Source organism: Kitasatospora sp. NPDC058063 (genome assembly GCF_042885395.1).
In the GTDB taxonomy this organism is placed as follows: domain Bacteria; phylum Actinomycetota; class Actinomycetes; order Streptomycetales; family Streptomycetaceae; genus Kitasatospora; species Kitasatospora lactacystinica.
In genome coordinates this window covers 188007-209037 of sequence record NZ_JBHVSD010000015.1, presented here as the reverse complement: position 1 = coordinate 209037, position 21031 = coordinate 188007, and the positions used below count along the sequence as shown (strand labels likewise).

Below are 21031 nucleotides of genomic sequence, written 5' to 3'. Positions count from 1 at the left end.
CCCCGCCCACAGGCGATCGCGCCCCCTCCGGAAAGGAGGTTCCCTGGAGCTTGACTGAGCGGACCGGGCGGCGCAACAGCCCCACGGGACACCGTGACCGGACTGTCATGGATCGGCGACGATCCGTTGCCGTGCGTCGCGAACCGTGACGTCCGACCTGCCCCAACAGCCCCGGACGGCCCGCGCGTCACCGCCCGCCGCAGGCGCACGGAGGCCGTTTCGGCCACTCCGTACGGCTTCGCGACGCCGTCTGGCATTTGCCAGGTGCATAGGCTCGGCCGCTGGCACCATGCTTGGCATGCCCCTGCTCCTGTTCGACCTCGACAACACCCTGTTGCCCCGGGACGCCGCCTACCGGGCCTGGGCGCAGGACTTCCTGTCCGAACACGATCTCCCGCCGGGCGACCTCGAGTGGTTCGTCACCCTCGACGGCGGCGGATACGTTCCGCGCAGCACCGTACTGTCGGCGGTCCGGCGCCGCTACGGGCTGGACGTCTCTGCCGACTTCCTGATTGCCCACTACCGACGCGGCATCAACTCCCATATCCACTGCCCGCCCCGGCACATCGAGGCGCTGCGAGCCGCCCGGACGGCCGGGTGGACGCTCGGGATCGTCAGCAACGGCGGCACCCGGCCGCAGTTGGAGAAGATCCGGCGGACCGGACTGGGCCCGCTGGTCGACGGCTGGGTCATCTCCGAGGAGGCCGACTGCGTCAAACCGGACCCGCTGATCTTCGAGATGGCCGCCCAACGGTGCGGCATCGCACCCACCGGGGACTGGGCCGACCACACCTGGATGATCGGGGACCACGCACCCGCCGACATCGCCGGTGCCGAACTGACCGGGCTGCGCAGCGTCTGGCTGCACCACGGGCGGCCGTGGGCGGAGAGCGGCTACCGGCCGACGCTCAAGGCGGCCGGTCTGCCGGAGGCGGTCGGCCAGGTCCTCGCCGCACGGAACGCGCCCTCGCCCCGACCGGGCGTCCGCTCCGACGGGCCGCTCCGGAAGACGGCAGCGGGGATGCCGGGCTACGCGACGGCGCTGGTCGGCGCACGGTCCGGCGCACATCCCGCGATGGCCGCCCTGGACGGCCCGAGCGCATCCGTTTCCGCAACGACCGGGCCGGCCGGCGAGCCCGCGCCCGCGGGCGGGCCCGGTGTCCGAAACCGATCAGGCGGGTTTGCCGTGATCGCCGAGGCCCGCACGGACACCGGAGCGGACTCCGGGACCCGGGCGGCCGGCAGACCGGGCCCGGCCTCGGACGGCCTCCGCCCCGCACCGATCACAGCGACGGCCAAAGCCACGACCGCAGCCGCGACCGTCCGCCCGAGGCCCGACGGCGCCGCACCCGCCCCGGTCGCCCTCACCGTTGCGCCCGGCACGGCATCGTCCGCATCTTCCGCATCGCGCTCGGCGACCACTACGTCCGCAGCCGCCGTGGCGGCCGCCCAGTAGCGCCCGGCCGCCCCTTCACATCCCGCCGTCCCCACCGTCCCCGCCGCACCCCAGCACCGCCGCGCGCCGGCGTCACCGCGCCCCTGCCCGCCACCCACCGCCCCCCTGCCCGCCGCCCGGCACCCGCACCCGGCAGCCACCGCCCCGCCCCGCTCCGGTTACTCCACCGGCGCCGCCGACGTGCGGGTCCACCAGCAGGTGCGGGCCTGCTCGACGAAGCCGAGCTTGCGGTAGAGCGGTTCGCCGAGCGAGGTGGCGACCAGGGTGGCCGGGCGGTCCGGGTGTGCGTGGGCCAGCGCGGTCCGGAGGACGGCGCCGGCCACGCCCCGGCCGCGCCGGTCGGGCAGGGTGGCGACCCAGTACACGCCGGTGGCCCGGCCGTCGTCATAGGTGAGGCAGGTGCCCGCCACCGCGCCGTCGACGCGGCCGAGCCAGCCCCGCCAGCCGGGTACGTCCAGCAGTTGCTCCGGGAGGGCTCCGCCCCGGACCCAGGGCTGTCGGGCGGGCAGCGGGAAGCCTTCCACGATGGCCCGCTCGACCATGGCGAAGCTGTCGCCGTCCCGCGCCTCATCCACCGTCAGGACCCCGCCTCCGCGCGCCTCCGAGACCGCGGGCAGGACGGCGGTCGTACCTTCTACCGGTCCCGGGTCCCGGACCATCACCGGCATGATCGGCATCCGGGTGGCCCCGAGGCCCGTGAGGTCGAGCCCGTCGTACGGGTCCTCCACGGTGCAGCGTATGGTCGACCACTCGGCCATCAGGTCCGCCAACTCCTGCGCCAAGGGCGCTGGTTCGTCGTAGGGGCGGGTCACCACGACGCGGTGCGCGTCGTCCGGGGTCCGGGCGCACCGGACCGCGGTCAGCCCCGGGCGGGTGCGGGACTGCCAGCCGTGGACCCGGGCTTGGGCGAGCCAGAAGGCGGCGGCATTGTCGTTGGCCCGTTCGAGCCGGCTGCTGGTGTTCACGGCAGGACCGTAACCCGGCGGTCCGGTTCCCGGTTCCCCCGTTCTGGGCTTGGCCGGATGAAGCCTGGGAGGCGCACGACTTCTCCCCGTGCGCCCCCTCGTGCACCGCCGATTTTCGGTCAATTTCGCGCCGATCCCTCCCGCTTGGGCAAATCCGCAGCCCAGACCAGCCGGCCGGGCGCACCGGAGCCGGACGCCCCAGGAACCGTCCCGCGACAACCAGCCACCGTTGCCCCGGCCCTCTTCCCAGAAAGGTCGACGGGTGCCACGCTTCGTGATCGAATGCATCACGCCAAATTGCCATGTCGACATAGCGTCGGATGGTGAACTTGTCACAACGGCAATGGTCCACCCGATAGATTTCGATCTTGGCCAGCAGTGCCGCACCACCCACACCACACCACCGAGGGGGCTTGAGCGCCTTGAGCAGGGTGAGCAGGAGCGACGCGGGTCCTGACAGCGGCCAGGCGGCGGCCGGCGGCGCGGGTCGGTCCGCGAGAGGCACTGGCACCACCGCGATCGCCACCACCCGAACCTCCGGCCCCCAGGGCGCCGCTTCGCACTCCTCGTACTCCACGGTGCCCTCCCCCGGGGCGGGCGCCGGCGGCGGTCCCGGTGCGACGCCGACCGCCGCGGACCACGGCGTGGCGACGCCCTACGGGAGCCAGTCCCCCTACGGCGGCCAGCCCGCCTTCGGCGGACAGTCGTCGTTCGGCGGACAGCCCGTCAGCCGAGGACCCGTCAGTCCCGGCCAGTCCTACGGCGGCGAACACCCGGGCTATTCCGGCCACCCCGGACACCTCGCCCATCCCGGCCACTACGGAGGCCATCCCGGCCACGCCGGCCACGCCGGTCATTCCGGCCACCCCGGCTACGGCGGCGGCACCCCGGGCCTGAACGGCGCCCCCGCCGCCGGCCCGGGCGGCGGTCCGCTCGGCGGCCTCGCCCTCGGCTCCGGCCACGGCCCGCTGGGCCACGGCGGGCCCGGCGCGAACGGCTCCCCGACCCCGATGGCGTCCTCCGCCCCGCGCAAGCTGTCCGGCCGGCGCCGCCGGGAGACCGTCGCCGTGCTGATCTTCGGCGGCGCCCCGATCTTCGAGAGCTCCATCCCGCTCTCCGTCTTCGGCGTGGACCGTCAGGACGCCGGGGTGCCCCGCTACCGCCTGCTGGTCTGCGCCGGCGAGGAGGGTCCGCTCGCCACCACCGGCGGCCTGACCCTCTCCGCCCCGTACGGCCTGGAGGCGCTCGCCCGGGCCGGCACGATCGTCGTTCCGGCCTGGCGCTCGATCTCCCAGCCGCCGCCGGTCGAGGCGATCACCGCCCTGCGCAAGGCCCACCACGAGGGCGCCCGGATCATCGGGCTCTGCACCGGCGCCTTCGTGCTGGCCGCCGCCGGTCTGCTCGACGGCCGCCCGGCGACCACCCACTGGATGTACGCGCCGACGCTGGCCAAGCGCTACCCGCGGGTCCACGTCGACCCGCGCGAGCTGTTCGTCGACGACGGCGACGTGCTGACCTCCGCCGGCACCGCCGCCGGAATCGACCTGTGCCTGCACGTGGTGCGCAGCGACCACGGCGCCGAGGCGGCCAACGCGCTGGCCCGCCGCCTGGTGGTGCCGAGCCGCCGCGGCGGCGGAGGACAGGCCCAGTACATCGATCAGTCTTTACCGGAAGAGATCGGCAACGACCCGCTGGCCGAGGTGGTCACGTGGGCGCTGGAGAACCTCAACCAGCAGTTCGACGTCGAGGTGCTGGCGGCTCGCGCGTACATGAGCCGGCGCACCTTCGACCGGCGGTTCCGCACGCTCACCGGCAGCGCGCCGTTGCAGTGGCTGATCACCCAGCGGGTGCTCCAGGCACAGCGGCTGCTGGAGACCTCGGAGCTGTCGGTGGACGACGTCGCGCGCCGGTGCGGGTTCCGTTCGCCGGTGGCGCTGCGCGGGCACTTCCGGCGCCAGCTCGGGGTCTCCCCGGCCGCGTACCGGACCAGCTACCGGGCCCGCCGTCCCGGTCAGCAGCCGAGCGCGCCGGCCGGTGCGCTCGGCGACCTGCGGCTGCCGGGAGCGCTGCCGCACCCGGCGGGCGCGGTCGCGCCGGCGGGCGGGCCGCTGTTCGGCGGGGCGCACGGTGTGCCGTCGGCGCAGCCGTTCCCGGCCGGTCCGGGGGCGCCGCTCGCGGTCGGGCAGCACGGGCAACCGGTGCCGCACGGCCAGCAGGGGCAGCAGGTCGGTCACGGGCAGCCGGGTGCGCACGGCCAGCCCGGCGGGTTCGGTCCGGGCCAGGTCGGGACGCCGACCGGCCAGCCCTTCCACGTCCGGGCCGGTCAGCCGTACCCGCACCAGCAGGCCGCCCAGCAGTCGCACCCCGGGCAGCAGGGTGCGGCGGGGCGCGGTCCGCTGCGGCCGCCGGTGGTTCCGCCGCAGGCCGGACCGGGGACGGGGACCGGACGTCCGCCGCGCACCGCGGAGCACGCGGCGGCGGAGGACGGTCTCCCGCAGCCGGGGGTCCGAGGTCAGGGCCAGGGGCACCGGAGCGCGGCCGAGCGGCCCGCGGACGAGCCGGGTGCGGCCGGGCGCGGTCACGGCGCGTCCGCGGGACGGATGCCGGCCCCGGCCGGGCAGCCGGGCTCCGGGCCGGGTGAGCTCCGCGGTCGCCAGGCCCGGGCTCCGCAGGTCCGCGGCCAGGCGACCGGCCGGCCCTCGGCCGAGGGCGCCCGGGCGGCGCGCGAGGTCCGGGCCGGACGGGACGGCCATGCGGTCCGGGCCGGCCGGGAGGGCGAGCACCCGGACGGCCCCGGCACGCACGACGGGCCGGAGGAGCACCAGGCCGAGGCACCCCGCTCGGCTCCACCGGTCCCCGCGGCGCGTGATCGCGCCGTAGGGTGAGTTGTGTGAATGACCGTTTGGTATGGATCGACTGTGAAATGACCGGCCTCGACCTCGACCGGGACGCCCTGGTCGAGGTCGCGGTGCTGGTGACGGACTCCGAGCTGAACATCCTCGGCGAGGGCGTGGACGTCATCATCCGGCCGCCGGCGGAGGCGCTGGCGAACATGCCCGAGGTGGTGCGCGAGATGCACACCGCCTCCGGGCTGCTGGAGGAGCTGGAGGAGGGCGTGACCCTGGCCGAGGCCGAGGAGCGGGTGCTCGCCTACGTGCGCGAGCACGTGCCGGAGGCGGGGAAGACCCCGCTCTGCGGCAACTCGGTGGCCACCGACCGCGGCTTCCTGGCCCGGGACATGCCGGCCCTGGAGAAGCACCTGCACTACCGGATCGTGGACGTCTCCTCGATCAAGGAGCTGGCCCGCCGCTGGTACCCGAAGGCGTACTACAACAGCCCGCAGAAGGGCGGCAACCACCGGGCGCTCGCCGACATCCGGGAGAGCATCGACGAACTGCGGTACTACCGCGAGGCGGTGTTCGTCCCGCAGCCCGGCCCGGACGCCGACACGGCGCGGGCGATCGCCGGGAAGTACCGGTCCCCGGCGAGCTGAACCCGGGGCCGCCGGCCGGTCCACTTCCTGGAACGGCCCGGCGGAACCCCGCCGGAGGGTCGGAGAAGGTGCCTGTCAGCCGGATCGAAACCCTGGCGCGAGCACCCTCTCGGATCCTGTAGAGTTCTTCCTGTCGGAACGGGAACGCGAGAGCGGGAACGGACCGGACAGATGGTGGGTGTAGCTCAGTTGGTAGAGCACCTGGTTGTGGTCCAGGTGGCCGCGGGTTCGAGTCCCGTCACTCACCCCAGAGCCCGAGGGGCCGATCTCTTCAAGAGATCGGCCCCTCGGGCGTTTTCGCGTTCCCTCAGCTGTGCACGGCCTCAGTTGCACGCCCCCCGCCCGGATGTGCGCTCCCTCACACGCACCCGCCGGGTCGACTTTCCGGCCGACCCCCTGCCGCCGGAAGCTACCGGCTAGTAACATCGTCGCCATGACCACACCCACGATCGGCAAGCTGCTCGACGACACCGTGCCGATGGCGCACACCCTCAACCTGGACTACCTGGAGACCACCCCGGAGCGGGCCGTGCTCCGACTGCCGGACCAGCCCGCGTACCACAACCACGTCGGCGGCCCGCACGCCGGCGCGATGTTCACGCTGGCCGAGTCCGCCAGTGGCTGCATCGTGCTCGCCGCCTTCGGCGACCAGCTGTCCCGGGCCGTGCCGCTCGCCGTGAACGCCGAGATCGCGTACAAGAAGCTCGCCATGGGCGACGTCACCGCCACCGCCGTGCTCGGCCGCCCGGCCGCCGAGATCGTCGCCGAGCTGGACGCCGGCGGCCGCCCCGAGTTCCCGGTCACCGTCGAGATCACCCGCGCCGACGGTGCCGTCACCGGCGTGATGACGGTCACCTGGACCCTGCGCCCCAACTCCTGACCACCACGCGGTCGTTGGCCCCGGGAGCGCCGGCCCCGGGGCCACCCGCGCGATGACCGTCCGTGACGGCGGGCGTGACCTCACCACCCGGCCGCTCGTTCTCGATTCACGTGCGAGCCAATCACGCGACCAAGCCCCAGGAACCCGCCCCTCGCGGCGGCGCCGGTGCCCGCCGCGGGATCGCCCGGTGGCTGCCCCGCCCCCGGGTCGTCGCCGCCGCGGGAGCCCTGCTCACGCAGCTCTGGGGGGTCGGCGCCCCCGGGGCGTACGCGGCCGCCGCCGACCCACCGCCGGACCCGGCCCGGCCCGCCGTCCGGCGCGCGCTGACCGGCGCCCCGGCACTCGACCGGCCGGTGCTCGACGGACCCGCCCTCGACGGGCAGTCAGCCGAACGTCCCGTCGGGTCCGGGCCCCCGACGGGCAGACCCTCGGCGGGCGGCCCGCCGGACCGCTCCCCCGGGGCCGCCGGGGAACCGGCCGGCAACGGCCCGGCCGACGGGACCACCGGGGCGGTCGGCGCGGTCGGCGGCACCCTCCAGGAACGCATCCGGGCCGGCGGCCTTCCCCTGCCCGGCCAACGGGCGGCCGTCCCCGACGCCTTCGCACTCGCCTCCGGCCTCCTCGACACCCTCCCCGCCCAGGCCCGGCCCGACGACCCCCGCGCCTCCCGCGAGGGCGGACCCGTCGGCCTGTCCTCCGCCGCCCGCCGCCGACCCGACGGCACCCTTCCCGCCGTTCCCCGGCAGCGCCAGGCCTCGGAGGGAGCACTGGTCCAGGAGGCGACGGCCACGACCGTCGACCAGGCAGGACCCGCCGCCGAGCCCGACCGGCCGGCGGACTCCACGGCCCCCGCCGGAGCCGGCCCCGGCCGGACGCCCGCGACGGTGGCCATCGCCGACACCGCCACGGCGACCACCTCCCATGACGGCTCCGCCACCGCGACCGCCGTCCTCGCCCCCATCGCCGCAGGGCTGCTGCTCACCGGGGCGGCCATGTGGAAGCACCGCGGGCTGCCACGCGGGCACTGAACTCGAACTCCCGCCGTCCACCCGGAGAACGGGCGGGCCGACGCCGGGGTACGCGCGTCGCGAGGCACGGGCGGGGCACCACCCAGCCGAGGACCGAAGGCCCGGGACTCGGTGCCTCTCCGGCAGCGAACGATCCCGGGTCGGTCGAGACGCGGCGTCGGGCCGCGCGCGTCCCGGGGCCGCCGAGGCGTCTCCCGCCGCCGGGCGCGGGCCGGGACAGCGGCAGGCGGCAGCGGCAGTAGCGGCAGCGGCGGCGGCAGCCCGGCTATTGCGCGGCCAGGTCCAGGACCAGCAGCGGAAGTTCGCGCCCCGGGATCGAGCCGGACGGGACGCTGCCGATCCGGGTGGCCCCCATCGCGAGGTAGAACGGCTCGGCGTTCGGGTCGGAGTCGATGGTGAGCCGGCGCAGGCCGAGCTCCACGGCCAGGCCCCGGGCCTGCTCGAACAGCGCGCGGCCGACGCCTCGGCCGATCGACTCCGGCTCGACGAACAGCTGGTCCAGCGACCCGGTCGGCGGGGCGCCGGAGAGCGAGACGAACCCCAGCACCCGCCCGCCGTGCTCGGCGACCACCGTGGCCGACCGCTCGATCACGCCGGCGTCCACGGTCAGCTCCGCCCGGCAGGCGGCCATGAACACCTCGTCGTAGCCCCAGTACGCCTTGGACCGCAGGGCGATGCCGGTGAGCAGCGCGGCCTCGTCCGGCCGGGCCGGTCTGATCTCCATGGCTCCCCCTCGGGTCGGTGGCCGGACGGCAGCGCCATTGTCGGCCGCGATCCGGTCGTCCGCCAACGGATTTGCGGCGGGCGGCACGGCGCTGCCGGGGTTCACCGCTGGCGGCGCCGGAGCGCGGCCGTCAGCGGAACACCCCCGGCGGCGGTTCCGGGGACGGGGCCGCCGTGGCGTCCGTCGCCGGAACGGCTCCGGCCGCGAAGTCGGTGAGGGCGCGGCCGTGTTCGACCCGGGCGTGGGCGGAGTCCGAGGCGGCGCGGCGGGTGAGGTCGGCGACCGGGAGGGGGGTGTGGGCGGCGGCCAGGACGAGGTTGCCGAAGCGCTTGCCGCGCAGCACGGCGGGGTCGGCGATCAGGCACAGCTCGGGGAAGACCGCGCCGAGGGTGGCGACCTGGGAGCGGGCGAAGGGCAGGGCGCCGCCGTCGGCGATGTTGGCGGCGTACCAGCCGCCGGGGGCGAGGGCCCGGGCGGCGAGGGTGGTGAACTCGACGGTGGTGCAGTGGGCGGGGGTGCGGGCCCCGGAGAAGACGTCGGTGATCACCAGGTCGACGCTGTCCTCGGGAGTGCGCTCCAGCACGCTGCGGGCGTCCGCGCCGCGCACCTTGATCTGCCAGCCGCGGTCCAGGGGGAGTTCGGCGCGGACGAGTTCGGTGAGCGCGGTGTCGATCTCGGCGACCTGCTGGCGGGAGCGCGGCCTGGTCGCGGCGGTGTAGCGGGCCAGGGTGAGGGCGCCGCCGCCGAGGTGCAGGACGGTGAGCGGGCGGCCGGGCGGGGCGACCAGGTCGATCAGGTGGCCGAGCCGGCGCTGGTACTCGAAGCCGAGGTGGGTGGGGTCGGCGAGGTCGACCAGGGACTGCGGGGCGCCGTCGATCAGCAGCGACCAGGCGGCGGGGCGGTCGCGGTCGGGGCGCAGTTCGGCGAGGCCGGAGCCGACGGGGCGGCTGAGCGGGCCCTGGGCGTGGGTGCGTCCGTCCGGTCCGGTGGTGGCCGCCGGTTCCGGGCCGCGCCCGGCTCTACTGCTTCGTCCCATACCGGCCATTATCGCCGTCGGGGTGGAACACCCACAGGTCAGGGGCGTGCCCCGGGGACCCGGCCGGAGGTTCGGGGGCCCGGCGGGATCCGCGCGGCACGCCCGCTAGAACGGGCCGAGGCCGCCTGCGGTGAGCGTGCAGGCGGCCTCGCAGAGGGCGGAGCGGAGCACCCAGGCGTCGGTGGGGCGTGCGGTGCGGCCGGCGCCGGAGGGCGGGATAACCCAGCGCGGGTCGGTGGTGGCGGGCACGAGCGCGCCCGCGGTACAGGAGCTGCCGGGCAGGTGCCAGGTCTCCCAGGTGCCGGCCGGGACGAGGAAGGAGACGGTGCTGCCGTTGCGGCTCTGCAGGACGGCTCCGCAGGCGCGGCGCAGTCTCAGGATGTCGACGGCTTCCAGGCCGTGCCGCAGGGCGACGGTCACGGTGTCGCAGGCGGTGACGGAGGTCCCCTCGTCGGGAGTCGTACGCTCGCGCCGGCGGCCGCCGCAGGGGGTGCGGCCGCCCTCGACCGGTCCCCGGCCGGGGTGCCGGTCGTCGGCGGGTTCGGGGAGCAGGGCGGGAGCCGCGGCGGCGAGCACTCCCCCGCGGACGGGTCGGTACTGCGGCAGTCCGGTGGCCATCATGGGCTCTCCTGTACCTCGTCGGTCCGGAAGCACAGCCGTTGGGCGGGGCCGCCGGGCTGGGACGGGCCGGGGCGACGGCATGGGCTTTTTCCGCGTACCAGCACAACGCGGGGCCCGCGCCGCAGGCCACGGGGCGCATTACAGCAAGGCATGGCATTTCATGGCGGATACCCAGCAACATCGCCCCTTTCGCCCCGTATTGACACGGAATGTCCCGCCAACCGAATGTGGCCGCTCGGTGACTCCGAGTACTCTCGGCGCCATGGCAGCCACCCCACCGGCCGAGCCGAACCGACCGTCCCCCAACCCCGTGATGCGCGCGCTGCGCGGCGACCGTTCACCCGGCGAGTTCGCCACGGCCGTCCGCAGGGCCGCCCGCGAGATCGGCGAGCACGTATCCTGCGACGCCCGCTACGTCGGACGGGTCGAATCCGGTGAGATCCGCTGCCCCAACTACGCCTACGAGCGGGTGTTCCGGCACATGTGGCCGGACCGCACGCTCACCGACCTCGGCTTCGCCCCCCGGACCTCCGTCCGCCGCCGCCCGGTGGCCGGATCCGGCGGGTGGAGCGAACCGCCTCCGCTCCACCCGACGTTCCCGCCCCCGCCCGCCCCGCGCTCACCAATCTCCACTCAACTCCCGTACGCTGCCTCGCCGTACGCGGATCCAGCCGCTCCGGACGGGCCCCCGTGGCCGAGTCCCGGGACGGCGCCCCGGGGGCTCGATGGATCGCCCAATCTCGACGAGGAGAACGACGACGTGCGTCGCCGTACGTTCCTGGCCGGCGGCACCACCGCGCTGGCCGCCGTGATCGGCATCGACCGACCCGCACCGGCCGTCGGCCGGCAGGCCGGTGCCGACGGCGCCTCCGGTGCGCTCACCGGCCGAGGCGCCTTCCCCGGTGCGGAGTTCACCGCACCGTCGCTGCTCGGCGGCGAACCGCTGGTGCCCGGCCGCCCCGGGCCGGTGGCGCCGTCGCGCCGGATCGGCGCCGCCGAGGTGTTCGGCGTCGAACAGGCCGTCCGGGAGATCCGGCTGGCCGACGACGCGCACGGCGCCGACGCCCTGTACGAACTCGCCGGGCGGTCGCTGCGCAACGCCTACGTGTTGCTCAACGAGTGCGAGTACAGCGCCGAGACGGAGCGCCGGCTCCAGGCCGGGGCGGGTGAACTCGCCATCTCCGTCGGCTGGTTGGCCCATGACTCGAACCGTCTCGCGGACGCCCGCTCGTTCTACTCCGAGGCGCTCGCCACCGCCCGGATGGCCGGGGACTCCGGCCTGGAGGCGCACGTCTTCTGCAACAGCGCCTTCCTCGCCCGGGACGCCGGCCGCCCGCGCGAGGCGCTGCGCGCCGCCCAGGCCGGGCAGGTCGCCGCCCGGGAGCTGGACTCCGAGCGGCTGCTCGCCCTGCTGACCATGCGCGAGGCCGGTGCGTGGGCCCTGCTCCAGGACCGCGCCTCCTGCGAGCGCGCCCTCGGCCGGGCGTACGCCCTGTTCGACCGGGGCCCCGGTGAGCGGGACCCGGAGTGGATGTCCTTCTTCGGCGAGGCCGAGATCGCCGGGCTCCAGTCGCAGTGCTGGTCGGCGCTCGGCGACTGGGACCGCGCCAGCGAGCAGGCCGTGCTGGCGATAACGCTCCAGGAGCCGCACTTCCTCCGCAACCGGGTGCTGTACACCGCCGAGCTGGCCCACGACCGGCTCGGCCGCGGGGACCTGGCGGGCGCGGCGCACCACGGATCGGCCGCCGTCGCGCTGTTCGACGCCGTCGGTTCGGCCCGGATCCGGAGCATGCTCGCGGACACCGCGGGACGGCTGCGCCGGCACGTCGCGGTGCCCGAGGTGCGCCGGTTCCTGACCGATTACGACCGGGCGGCGGCCGCGTAGAACCCGTACAGGACCTGGGCAGGACCCGGGCAGGCCTCGCCCGGGCTCAGTGCCCGGCGGTCAGGCCGTCCAGGTGGGACAGGTCGTTCCAGATCTCCACCGCCGGCGCGCCGTACTCCCAGGACAGCACGCAGAGCGCGGCCGTACCGAGCTTGAACCGCTGGGCGTACTCGGGCGGCAGCCCCAGCCAGCGGGCGGCCAGGATGCGCAGCAGGTGGCCGTGCGCGAACAGGACCACGTCCCGGTCGGCGCAGTGCATCACGGTGGTGTCCGGCTCCGGGACGCCGTGCTCCTCGTTGAGGCCGGCCAGGAACGCGTCCACCCGGGCGGCCACGTCGGAGAGCTTCTCGCCGCCGGGCACCCCGTCGCGCCAGATCAGCCAGCCGGGGTGGTCGGTGGCCCGGATGTCCGCGCCGGTGCGGCCCTCGTACGCGCCGTAGTCCCACTCCATCAGCTCCGGGCGCTCCACGGCCCGGTCGCCGAAACCGGCCAGCTCGCAGGTCTCCTTCGCCCGGCCGAGCGGGCTGGTGCGGACGAGCGCGTCCGGCAGCCCGTTCCAGGGGGCCTTGGCGAGACGGGCGCCGAGGGCCCGGGCCATCGCGCGGCCCTCCTCGGTCAGCGGGATGTCGGTGCGGCCGGTGTGGCGGCCGGTGGCGGACCACTCGGTCTCGCCGTGGCGGACCAGCACGATGCGGGCGGGCATGGGGGCTCCTAGCGACAGCAGGGCGGTGGCAACGGTCGGTCTCACCATTGAGCACCGGGCTCCATGATCCCCCACCCGGACGGCGGCCACGATCGCGGGGCCCGTGGCGGCGGGCGCGGCCGCACGCCGGCCGGCGCGGTCCGCCGGGGGTCCGACCACGGCCGCCCCGGGTGCCGACCGGTGTACCGCCCGGCGTGTCGACCGCTGTGCCGCCCGGTCGTCCAACGGCCGGTCCGTACCGCGTTGTCGGACCCGGATGCGACACTGGGCCGCACCATGAACGTCTCGACGAACGTCCCGCCGGGCGGGCCCGCTGAGCCGCTCGCCCAGCGGCTCGCGGAGCTGCGCGGACCGGCCCCGCAACGCAGTCTGAACGCCCGCTCCCTCGCCGCGCTCGCCGCCAATCCGGGCTGCCACCGCCGCGCCGTGCTCGACGCGGCCGGGGTGGACAAGTCCGCGCTGGCGGCCCGGCTCGGCCGCCCCGCCCCCTTCGGCCAGTCCCCCTTCGCCATCGCCCGCGGCGTGATCTTCGAGTCCCGGCTGAAGGCGGACGGCTACGCCCCGCTGCTGGAGCCGCTGCGCCACCACCTGGGCCTCCCGGCGGACGACCGGGCCCCGCTCCGGGTGCCGGACCTGCTGCACCGCTCCGGCCCGGCCGTACGCGCCGACCGGACGGCCGAGGCACTGGCCGCGGCCGCCGCCGACCCGGAGGCCTGGACGCTGCTCGACCACCCGATGCTGCGCCTGGCGGTGGCCGGCAGCACCGCCTACCTGGAGCCGGACGCCCTGGTGGTGCACGGCGGGCGGTGCACCGTGGTCGAGATCAAGTCCTTCCCGGTGCTGGACGGCAGCGCGGACCCGGCCAAGGTCGGCGCCGCCGCCCGGCAGGCCGCCGTGTACGTGCTGGCGCTCCAGCAGGCCGCCGCCGCGGCGGCCGGGCAGCCGCTCGCCGAGGACCCGTACACCGAGCAGCGGCTCGCGGGCAGCCCGCGCACCAGCGTGCTGCTGGTCTGCCCGAAGGACTTCGGCAACCGGCCGACCGCGGTGGCCGTGGACGTCCGCCGCGAACTGGCCACCACCCGGCGCCAGCTGAGCCGGCTGACCGGCATCGGCCGGCTGCTGGAGGCGCTGCCGCCGGACGCCGGCTTCGACCTGGCCGCCGACGAGGACGGCGCGCCGGCCCGGACCGCCGAGCAGCTGGCCGCCTCGGTCGAGGCGGTGCCCGCCGCGTACAGCCCGGACTGCCTCTCCACCTGCGAACTCGGCTTCCACTGCCGTGCCCGGGCCCGCTGCGGCGACCGGGTCGAGCAGCTCGGCCGGGGCGTGCGCGGCGAGCTGGGCAGCATCCGGACAGTGTCCGGGGCGCTGGCCGCCGCCGGCACCAAGAGCGAGGACCTGGACGGCGCGGACGACGCCGCCGAGCGCCTGGCCTACGCGGCCGCACTGCGCGCCGAGGCCCTGGGAGCGGCGGCCGCGGCAGCCACGGCCGCCGGAGCCGGCGCCCCGGGGGCCGTCGCATGAGCGGGCGCGACGCGGGAGCGGCCCCGGCCGAGGGCCGCGGGAGCACCGCCGGGCGAAGCGGGGCGGGCGCATGAGTCTGCTCACCACCCTCGCCCGGCTGGAGGCCGTCCGCAGCGGCCGGGCCGAGCCGCTGGCCACCGTCCGGCACCGGCACCTGTCCGACCGCCCGATGGTGCTGGTCCCGCTGACCGCCGCCGGCGAGTCCGGCGCGCCGCTCGCGGTGCTGCTCGGCACCGACCGGGACGCGCCGCGGCTGCACCTGGTGCCGCAGCCGCTCAACCGCACCCTGCGGTTCGACTTCCTGGCCGAGCTGGCCGCCGACCTGCTGCCCTACCTGGAGTCCTTCGCCGAGGACGTCGAGCAGATCGAGGGCTCCGAGAAGGACCCGGAGAGCGGCGAGAAGACCCAGGTGTTCCGCGAGCTGTGCGCGGACGCCCCGCAGCTGATCGTGCCGAACGGCGCGGGCGTGCACCACCTCGCCCTGATCGGCCGCTCGACCCGTTTCCGCCGTACCGCCGAGGACGCGGAGCCGGGCCCGTACCCGGCGCCGGTCCGGGTGCCGCTGCTCGGCCGCTGGCTGACCCACCTCACCGACCGCGCCCAGGTGCCCGGGTCCTCGCTGCTGCTGCCGATGACCGGCCTGCTGGCCCGGCACTGGGCGACCGGCCAGAGCCACCTGGAGGACCAGCACCTGGCGGCCCGGCTCGCCTGGCACCACCCGCCGGCCGGTCTGACCGGCGCGCAGGCGGCCGAGCTGGCCGAGTCCGCCCGGGACGACCGGGGGCAGCTGCTGCACCCGCCGGCCGGGCCGACGACCGACCCCCGCTTCGACGAGTTCGTGCTCGCCCCGGCGATCACCCGCTACGACGCCGCGGTCGGCGCCCTGCAGCACAGCACCGAGCAGCGCGACGAGGCCGCCGCCGTACGCGCCCGGGCGGCCGTGCGGGCCGCGGTGACGGCGCTGGAGGAGGCGCTGTCGACCGTCCTGCTGCCCACCTGGCGGGACGTCTGGCAGGGCCTGGACCTGCTGCGGACCCTGCCGCCGGCCGGTCACCTGGAGGAGCGCTGGACCGGCGACCGCTGGTCCTACACCGGCCACCGGGACCGGCTGGCGGCCGGCGAGCCGCCGCAGCCCCGGCAGGACGACGCCGTCACCGCGGCCCGCAAGCTCGCCCAGCGCGAGCGCGAACAGGCCCGGCTCGACGTCCAGGAGGCGCTGGACGACCCGCTGGCGATGGCCGAGCACCGGCTGGCCGGCGAGGCGTTCAGCGGCGTGGTCACGGAGGTGGTGCCGGACTGGGACACCGCCGGCCGCTCCCCCAAGCCGCGCCCGCTGGTCACCCTGCGCACCGCCGACCGTCCGCACGCGGACCTCGGCCGGGAGGTGCACCGCGTGCACGGCCCGTCCGCGCAGAAGGCGGAGATCGTCGCGGTGGACACCGCCGGGGGCACCCTCACCCTGCGGGTGCTCTCCGGCATGGGCCGCCGGAAGGAGCCGGAGCCGGGCAGCCTGCCCGAGCCCGGCGAGTCGGTCACCTTCACCCTGTTCGAGCTGACGGTGCGCCAGTCCGCGCCACTGCCCGAGCCGGACGACACCCCCTGGACCCACGGCGGCCCGCCCGGCGCCGCGCCCGTACCCGCCCCGTCCGCCCCGTCCGTCTCCGAGGAGTGGGAGTGAGCCGTCCGATGACCCCCGAGCAGGCCCCGGGCGAGGCCGCCGACGCCGCGGTGGCCCGGATCCTGGCGGCCACCGTCCGGCCGCCGGCCGGCGCCCCGCGCGGCGTGGTGGTGGACTCCCCGCCCGGCGCCGGGAAGTCGACGCTCGTGGTGCGGGCCGCGCGCGAGCTGGTCGAGGCCGGCGAGCGGCTGATGATCGTCGCCCAGACCAACGGCCAGGTGGACGACCTGGTCGGCCGGCTGGCCGGGAAGGCGCCGGAGCTGACGATCGGGCGGCTGCACGCCGCGGACTCCCGGCCCGGCCCGGAGGTGCTGAAGCACGCCAACGTGACGCCCTCCGACAAGGTCGCCGACCTGGTCGAGCACGACGTGGTGATCTCCACCTCGGCCAAGTGGCAGTGGGTGCGGGCCGAGGCCCCGTGGCGGCACGCGATCGTCGACGAGGCGTACCAGATGCGCTCGGACGCCCTGCTCGCGGTGGCCCGGCTGTTCGAGCGGGCGCTGTTCGTCGGCGACCCGGGCCAGCTGGACCCGTTCACCGTGGTCGGCACCGAGCAGTGGGCCGGGCTGTCGTACGACCCGTCCGGCAGCGCGGTGGTCACCATGCTGGCGCACAACCCGGAGATCGAGCCGCACCGGCTGCCGGTCTCCTGGCGGCTGCCCGCCAGCGCCGCGCCGCTGATCTCGCGGGCCTTCTACCCGTACACGCCGTTCCGTTCCGGCACCGGCCCGGACGACCGCCGGCTGACGGCCTCCGTGCGCCCGGACGGCTCGGCCCTGGACGCGGTGATCGACCGGGCCGCCGAGCACGGCTGGGCCCTGCTGGAGCTGCCCGCCCGGCACACCGTACGGACCGACCCGCAGGCCGTGGCGGCCGTCGCGGCCACCGTCCGCCGGCTGCTGGAGCGGGGGCTGACCGCCCACTCCGAGCAGGGCGAGACCCCGCTCACCGCGGACCGGGTAGCCGTCGGCACCGCCCACCGGGACCAGGCGGCGGCCGTGCGCGCGGCGCTGCTCAAGGCGGGCGTGCCGGTGGACGGCGCGGCCGGTCCGGCCGTCACGGTGGACACCGCCAACCGCCTCCAGGGCCGCGAGTACGACGTCACCGTGGTGCTGCACCCGCTCTCCGGGCGCCCCGACGCGACCGCCTTCCACTTGGAGACCGGCCGGCTCTGCGTGCTCGCCTCCCGGCACCGGCACGCCTGCATCGTGGTGGCCCGGGCCGGGATCGCCGAGCTGCTGGACGAGCACCCCGCGACCGAGCCGGTGCAGTTGGGCGTGCCGGTGACCTTTCCGGACGGCTGGGAGGCCAACCACCAGGTGCTGCACCACCTGAACGGCCACCGGGTCCACCTGAGGTAGCCGCCGGTGTCAGTCCTCGGTCTCGCAGACCGCGAACGCCACCACCGGGCCCCGCTCCGTCTGTGCGCTCCACCCGCGCCCGTCGGCGGTGGGGCCGGTGGCGCGCACCGGGCCGTCCGCCTCCGGCTGGAGCCGGTAGCCGCCGCCGGTCAGGTGGGTGCCGGACGGGCAGGTCGCCGTCGAGACGCCGTCCGCGCCGCTCGGCTCCCCGGTGACCACCAGCGCCGTCTCGGCGGCCGCGGCGGGCGGGGCGGCGACGGCTGCGACGGCTGCAACGGTGACGACGGCGAGCGGCGCGCCCGGCAGGGGCAGGACGGACAGGGCGACGGCCGTGAGGCCTCTTCTCACACGCATGGGGGTTCCCTCCAGCTCGGTCGGACGACCGGGTACACCGGGACAACCGGTTCGCATGCGATCCGGAAGCGCGGCGCGGGAGGCGCACGCCCGGCGCGGGCCGGGGAATAGCGCTCGCGTGCGCACCGTTCCGCTACCGGCCACCGCCGCGAGACAATGGACGGCGGCCACGACCGGGCGGCGCGGCCCGGAGCAGATTCCTTACCACCCCACCCGAGACCCGGAGGTGTCCGTCCATGCCCGACTCCCCAGAGTCGTCCGAGCCCACCAGGCGCCTGCGTCCGGTGCAGCTGCTGTTCGAGCCGCAGTCCGCCGAACCCGAGCCGGAACGATTCTTCGACCTGGAGTCGATCGAGGACCCGGCGGAGCTGCTGCGCCGCTCCACGGAACTGGCCCTGGCCTTCCGGGCCGCCGCCGAGCGGGCCACGGACTTCCAGGCGGTCGCCGCCGCGCAGCTCGCCGACCCGCGCCGGTTCGACGCACTGTCCGACGCCGAGGTCGCCCAGCGGGCGGACTGGACCCCGGACTACGCCGCCAAGATGATCGAGTACGGCCGCACCCTGCTCCAGCCGCGCCGGCACGAGGACTGAGCCCCGCGCCCGTCCGCCGGACACGGGCCGCTGGCATATGCGCGGCGGGGAAGGGTACGCCGTCCCCCGCCGCGCTGTCCGGCGAACCGTGCTTTCCGTCCCGGCGCGGGCGGGCGCCGCGCAGGCTGCTCCCCGTGGAGATCTGGACACAGCAGTCGGTGACGCAGCAGTCGGTGACGTACCCGTCAGCGACATACCCGTCGGTGATGCACCCGTCGGTGGAGTACGTCGGCGCGGCCGGGGAGGCCTGGCTCGCCTCCGCCAGCGAGTACCCGCGCAGCATGCGCGCCCTGTGGGAGAGCCGCCCCTGGGCGCCGTCGGTGCTGCCCTGCGGGCGCGCCTTCGACGTGATCAGCATGCCGGCGCTGTTCGGCCGCCGGGTGCTGGACGAGCTGTGGGCCTCCGGACCGGGCTGCGGGCCGGTGGCCGTCCACCGGGGGCGGATGCTGCTGTTCGTCCAGCCGGGCGCGGCGCCCCGGCTGCGCCGGCTGCTGGCCTGGGAGGAGTGGGCCCGGGACGTGCCGCCGCTGCTGTGCCACGGCAGGGGCGACGCCGTGACCGTGCCGCCCCTGCAGCGGATGGTGAACAGCCCGGACTCCCCCGGGCAGGGCGCCGGCCGGTGGATCGTCGCACCCGAACAGCGCAGTCCCCGGCTGCCCGGCGCCGCGGTGGTGCTCTGGGCCTGCGTGCGGGCGGCGCGGGAGCCGGTTCCCGCCGGGGCGCCCGTCGTGACCGGAGGGTGAACGCGGGGCGGCCGGTATTCGATTTTGGCTCGGCCGCACGGCGCTGCTAGAGTCTTCTCTGTCAGCAGGCGCCGCTAGCTCAGTTGGTTAGAGCAGCTGACTCTTAATCAGCGGGTCCGGGGTTCGAGTCCCTGGCGGCGCACAGACAGCCGGAAGGCCCTTCGCGAGAGCGAAGGGCCTTCCGGCGTTTCCGGCCCGAAAATCCGAAGGCCCGAAGGCCCCGGGCGACCGGGCCGCCCGCCGGAGCGGACGGCCCGACCCGGGCTCAGCGGCCGCGCAGCGCGCGGTAGCGGGCGACCAGCTCGGCGGTGGAACTGTCCAGCTGCTCGGCGCCCTCGCCGGTGAGCAGCACCGGCTCGATCCGCTTGGCGAGCACCTTGCCCAGCTCGACGCCCCACTGGTCGAAGGAGTCGATGTTCCAGATCGCGCCCTGGACGAACACCTTGTGCTCGTAGAGCGCGACCAGCTGGCCGAGCACCGAGGGGGTCAGCTCGCCGGCCAGGATGGTGGTGGTCGGGTGGTTGCCCTTGAAGGTCTTGTGCGGGACGAGCTCGGCGGGCACGCCCTCGGCCGCGACCTCCTCCGGGGTCTTGCCGAAGGCCAGCGCCTGGGTCTGGGCGAAGAAATTGGCCAGCAGCAGGTCGTGCTGGGCGACCAGGCCGGGGGGCAGGTCGGCGACCGGCTCGGCGAAGCCGATGAAGTCGGCCGGGATGACCTTGGTGCCCTGGTGCAGCAGCTGGTAGTAGGCGTGCTGGCCGTTGGTGCCGGGGGTGCCCCAGACCACCGGGCCGGTCTGCCAGTCCACCGGGGTGCCGTCGCGGGTCACCGACTTGCCGTTGGACTCCATGTCCAGCTGCTGGAGGTAGGCGGTGAACTTGGACAGGTAGTGCGAGTAGGGCAGCACCGCGTGCGCCTGGGCGTCGAAGAACGCGCCGTACCAGACGCCGAGCAGGCCGAGCAGCAGCGGGACGTTCTGCTCGGGCGGGGCGGTGCGGAAGTGCTCGTCGACCAGGTGGAAGCCGTCCAGCATCTCGCGGAAGGCGTCCGGGCCGATGGCGATCATCAGCGACAGGCCGATCGCCGAGTCGAAGGAGTAGCGGCCGCCCACCCAGTCCCAGAACTCGAACATGTTGGCGGTGTCGATGCCGAAGTCCTGCACGCCCCGGGCGTTGGTGGACAGCGCGACGAAGTGCTTGGCCACCGCGTCGGTGTCGGCGCGCAGCCCGGTGAGCAGCCAGTTGCGGGCGGAGACCGCGTTGGTGATGGTCTCGATGGTGGTGAAGGTCTTCGAGGCGACGATGAACAGCGTCTCGGCCGGGTCGAGGTCGCGGACCGCCTCGTGCAGGTCGGCGCCGTCGACGTTGGAGACGAAGCGGACGTCGAGGTCGCGCTTGGCGTAGGAGCGGAGCACCTCGTAGGCCATCGCCGGGCCGAGGTCGGAGCCGCCGATGCCGATGTTGACGACGGCGCGGATCGGCTTGCCGGTGTGGCCCTTCCACTCGCCGCTGCGGACCCGGTCGGCGAAGGCGGCCATCTTGTCGAGGACGGCGTGCACCTCGGGCACCACGTTCTCGCCGTCGACCTCGATCACGGCGCCGCGCGGGGCGCGCAGCGCGGTGTGCAGGACGGCGCGGTGCTCGGTGTTGTTGATCTTCTCGCCGCGGAACATGGCGTCCCGCAGCTCGGCGACGCCGGTGGCGGCGGCCAGCTCGCGCAGCAGCTCCAGCGTCTCGTCGGTGACCAGGTGCTTGGCGTAGTCCACGTGCAGGTCGCCGACCCGGAGGGTGTGGCGGCGGCCGCGCTCGGGGTCGGCGGCGAACAGCTCACGCAGGTGGGTGTCGCCCAGCTCGGCCCGGTGCTTGGCCAGGGCGGCCCACTGCGGGGTCCGGTCCAGCGGGGTGCGGGCGTCGGCGCGGGTCTCCGACATCGGTGGGTCCTCGATTCATCTGGGTGCAGAAACCGGCAGGGCCAGGCGTGAGGGTTCGCCGAGGTC

General features: G+C 75.7%; 17 protein-coding genes, 2 tRNA genes and 1 pseudogene. 13 read left to right on the top strand and 7 right to left on the bottom strand.

Features of this window, described 5'->3' with window-relative positions; all coding sequences use genetic code 11:
• Positions 1-298: 298 nt before the first annotated feature.
• Positions 299-1456, top strand: a complete 1158-nt coding sequence (locus tag ACFVUY_RS25800) for an HAD-IA family hydrolase (protein ID WP_387733613.1) — start codon at positions 299-301, stop codon at positions 1454-1456.
• 158 nt (positions 1457-1614) lie between these two features.
• Here the strand turns inward: ACFVUY_RS25800 and ACFVUY_RS25795 are convergent, their stop codons facing one another.
• Positions 1615-2421 (bottom strand): GNAT family N-acetyltransferase, encoded by an 807-nt coding sequence (locus tag ACFVUY_RS25795; RefSeq protein WP_387733610.1) that lies wholly within the window; start codon positions 2419-2421, stop codon positions 1615-1617.
• 1010 nt (positions 2422-3431) lie between these two features.
• Here ACFVUY_RS25795 and ACFVUY_RS25790 point away from each other — a divergent pair.
• The 5 genes and pseudogenes from ACFVUY_RS25790 to ACFVUY_RS25770 form a co-directional block, all read left to right on the top strand.
• A pseudogene (locus ACFVUY_RS25790) lies at positions 3432-4721 on the top strand (helix-turn-helix domain-containing protein); the annotation flags it as partial.
• Positions 4722-5311: 590 nt separating this feature from the next.
• Entirely contained in the window at positions 5312-5914 is a 603-nt protein-coding gene (gene orn, locus ACFVUY_RS25785) for an oligoribonuclease (RefSeq protein ID WP_387691847.1), read from the top strand.
• A 174-nt stretch (positions 5915-6088) separates the two neighbouring features.
• A tRNA-His gene (locus ACFVUY_RS25780) sits at positions 6089-6164 on the top strand.
• Positions 6165-6347: 183 nt separating this feature from the next.
• Positions 6348-6794 carry a DUF4442 domain-containing protein gene (locus ACFVUY_RS25775; protein ID WP_359908975.1) on the top strand — a complete coding sequence of 149 codons (447 nt, stop codon included), beginning with the start codon at positions 6348-6350 and terminating at the stop codon, positions 6792-6794.
• A 110-nt stretch (positions 6795-6904) separates the two neighbouring features.
• On the top strand, positions 6905-7822 hold the full coding sequence (locus tag ACFVUY_RS25770; protein ID WP_387733607.1) for a hypothetical protein: 918 nt from the start codon (positions 6905-6907) through the stop codon (positions 7820-7822).
• A gap of 265 nt (positions 7823-8087) precedes the next feature.
• Here ACFVUY_RS25770 and ACFVUY_RS25765 read toward each other — a convergent pair whose 3' ends face one another.
• The 3 genes from ACFVUY_RS25765 to ACFVUY_RS25755 all read right to left on the bottom strand — a co-directional run bounded on the left by ACFVUY_RS25765 (position 8088) and on the right by ACFVUY_RS25755 (position 10203).
• The gene (locus ACFVUY_RS25765; protein ID WP_387733604.1) at positions 8088-8546 is read right to left on the bottom strand and encodes a GNAT family N-acetyltransferase; all 459 of its coding nucleotides are present in this window, start codon (positions 8544-8546) and stop codon (positions 8088-8090) included.
• Positions 8547-8676: 130 nt separating this feature from the next.
• Complete coding sequence (locus ACFVUY_RS25760) at positions 8677-9582, bottom strand: spermidine synthase (protein WP_387733601.1); 906 nt, start codon at positions 9580-9582, stop codon at positions 8677-8679.
• Between the two features lie 105 nt (positions 9583-9687).
• Positions 9688-10203 (bottom strand): hypothetical protein, encoded by a 516-nt coding sequence (locus ACFVUY_RS25755; RefSeq protein ID WP_387733599.1) that lies wholly within the window; start codon positions 10201-10203, stop codon positions 9688-9690.
• Between the two features lie 262 nt (positions 10204-10465).
• Between ACFVUY_RS25755 and ACFVUY_RS25750 the strand changes: the two genes are divergently transcribed.
• The gene (locus ACFVUY_RS25750; RefSeq protein ID WP_387733596.1) at positions 10466-12088 is read left to right on the top strand and encodes a tetratricopeptide repeat protein; all 1623 of its coding nucleotides are present in this window, start codon (positions 10466-10468) and stop codon (positions 12086-12088) included.
• Between the two features lie 46 nt (positions 12089-12134).
• Here ACFVUY_RS25750 and ACFVUY_RS25745 read toward each other — a convergent pair whose 3' ends face one another.
• Positions 12135-12791, bottom strand: coding sequence for a histidine phosphatase family protein (locus ACFVUY_RS25745; protein WP_387691835.1), 657 nt, complete (start codon positions 12789-12791; stop codon positions 12135-12137).
• Positions 12792-13067: 276 nt separating this feature from the next.
• Between ACFVUY_RS25745 and ACFVUY_RS25740 the strand changes: the two genes are divergently transcribed.
• From ACFVUY_RS25740 to ACFVUY_RS25730, 3 genes are all read left to right on the top strand, one after another.
• Positions 13068-14312 carry a hypothetical protein gene (locus tag ACFVUY_RS25740; protein WP_387733593.1) on the top strand — a complete coding sequence of 415 codons (1245 nt, stop codon included), beginning with the start codon at positions 13068-13070 and terminating at the stop codon, positions 14310-14312.
• Between the two features lie 70 nt (positions 14313-14382).
• Positions 14383-15990 (top strand): hypothetical protein, encoded by a 1608-nt coding sequence (locus ACFVUY_RS25735; protein ID WP_387733591.1) that lies wholly within the window; start codon positions 14383-14385, stop codon positions 15988-15990.
• Between the two features lie 8 nt (positions 15991-15998).
• Positions 15999-17351, top strand: coding sequence for an AAA family ATPase (locus ACFVUY_RS25730; RefSeq protein WP_387691890.1), 1353 nt, complete (start codon positions 15999-16001; stop codon positions 17349-17351).
• Between the two features lie 9 nt (positions 17352-17360).
• On the opposite strand, the gene ACFVUY_RS25725 is transcribed toward ACFVUY_RS25730, so the two are convergent.
• Entirely contained in the window at positions 17361-17705 is a 345-nt protein-coding gene (locus tag ACFVUY_RS25725) for a hypothetical protein (RefSeq protein ID WP_387733588.1), read from the bottom strand.
• A 236-nt stretch (positions 17706-17941) separates the two neighbouring features.
• Between ACFVUY_RS25725 and ACFVUY_RS25720 the strand changes: the two genes are divergently transcribed.
• The 3 genes from ACFVUY_RS25720 (at position 17942) to ACFVUY_RS25710 (ending at position 19180) form a co-directional block, all read left to right on the top strand.
• Positions 17942-18295 carry a hypothetical protein gene (locus tag ACFVUY_RS25720; protein ID WP_380664254.1) on the top strand — a complete coding sequence of 118 codons (354 nt, stop codon included), beginning with the start codon at positions 17942-17944 and terminating at the stop codon, positions 18293-18295.
• Between the two features lie 206 nt (positions 18296-18501).
• Positions 18502-19038 (top strand): bifunctional DNA primase/polymerase, encoded by a 537-nt coding sequence (locus ACFVUY_RS25715; RefSeq protein ID WP_359909009.1) that lies wholly within the window; start codon positions 18502-18504, stop codon positions 19036-19038.
• Between the two features lie 68 nt (positions 19039-19106).
• A tRNA-Lys gene (locus tag ACFVUY_RS25710) sits at positions 19107-19180 on the top strand.
• A gap of 123 nt (positions 19181-19303) precedes the next feature.
• On the opposite strand, the gene pgi is transcribed toward ACFVUY_RS25710, so the two are convergent.
• Entirely contained in the window at positions 19304-20965 is a 1662-nt protein-coding gene (gene pgi / locus ACFVUY_RS25705) for a glucose-6-phosphate isomerase (RefSeq protein ID WP_387733586.1), read from the bottom strand.
• Positions 20966-21031 lie beyond the last annotated feature (66 nt).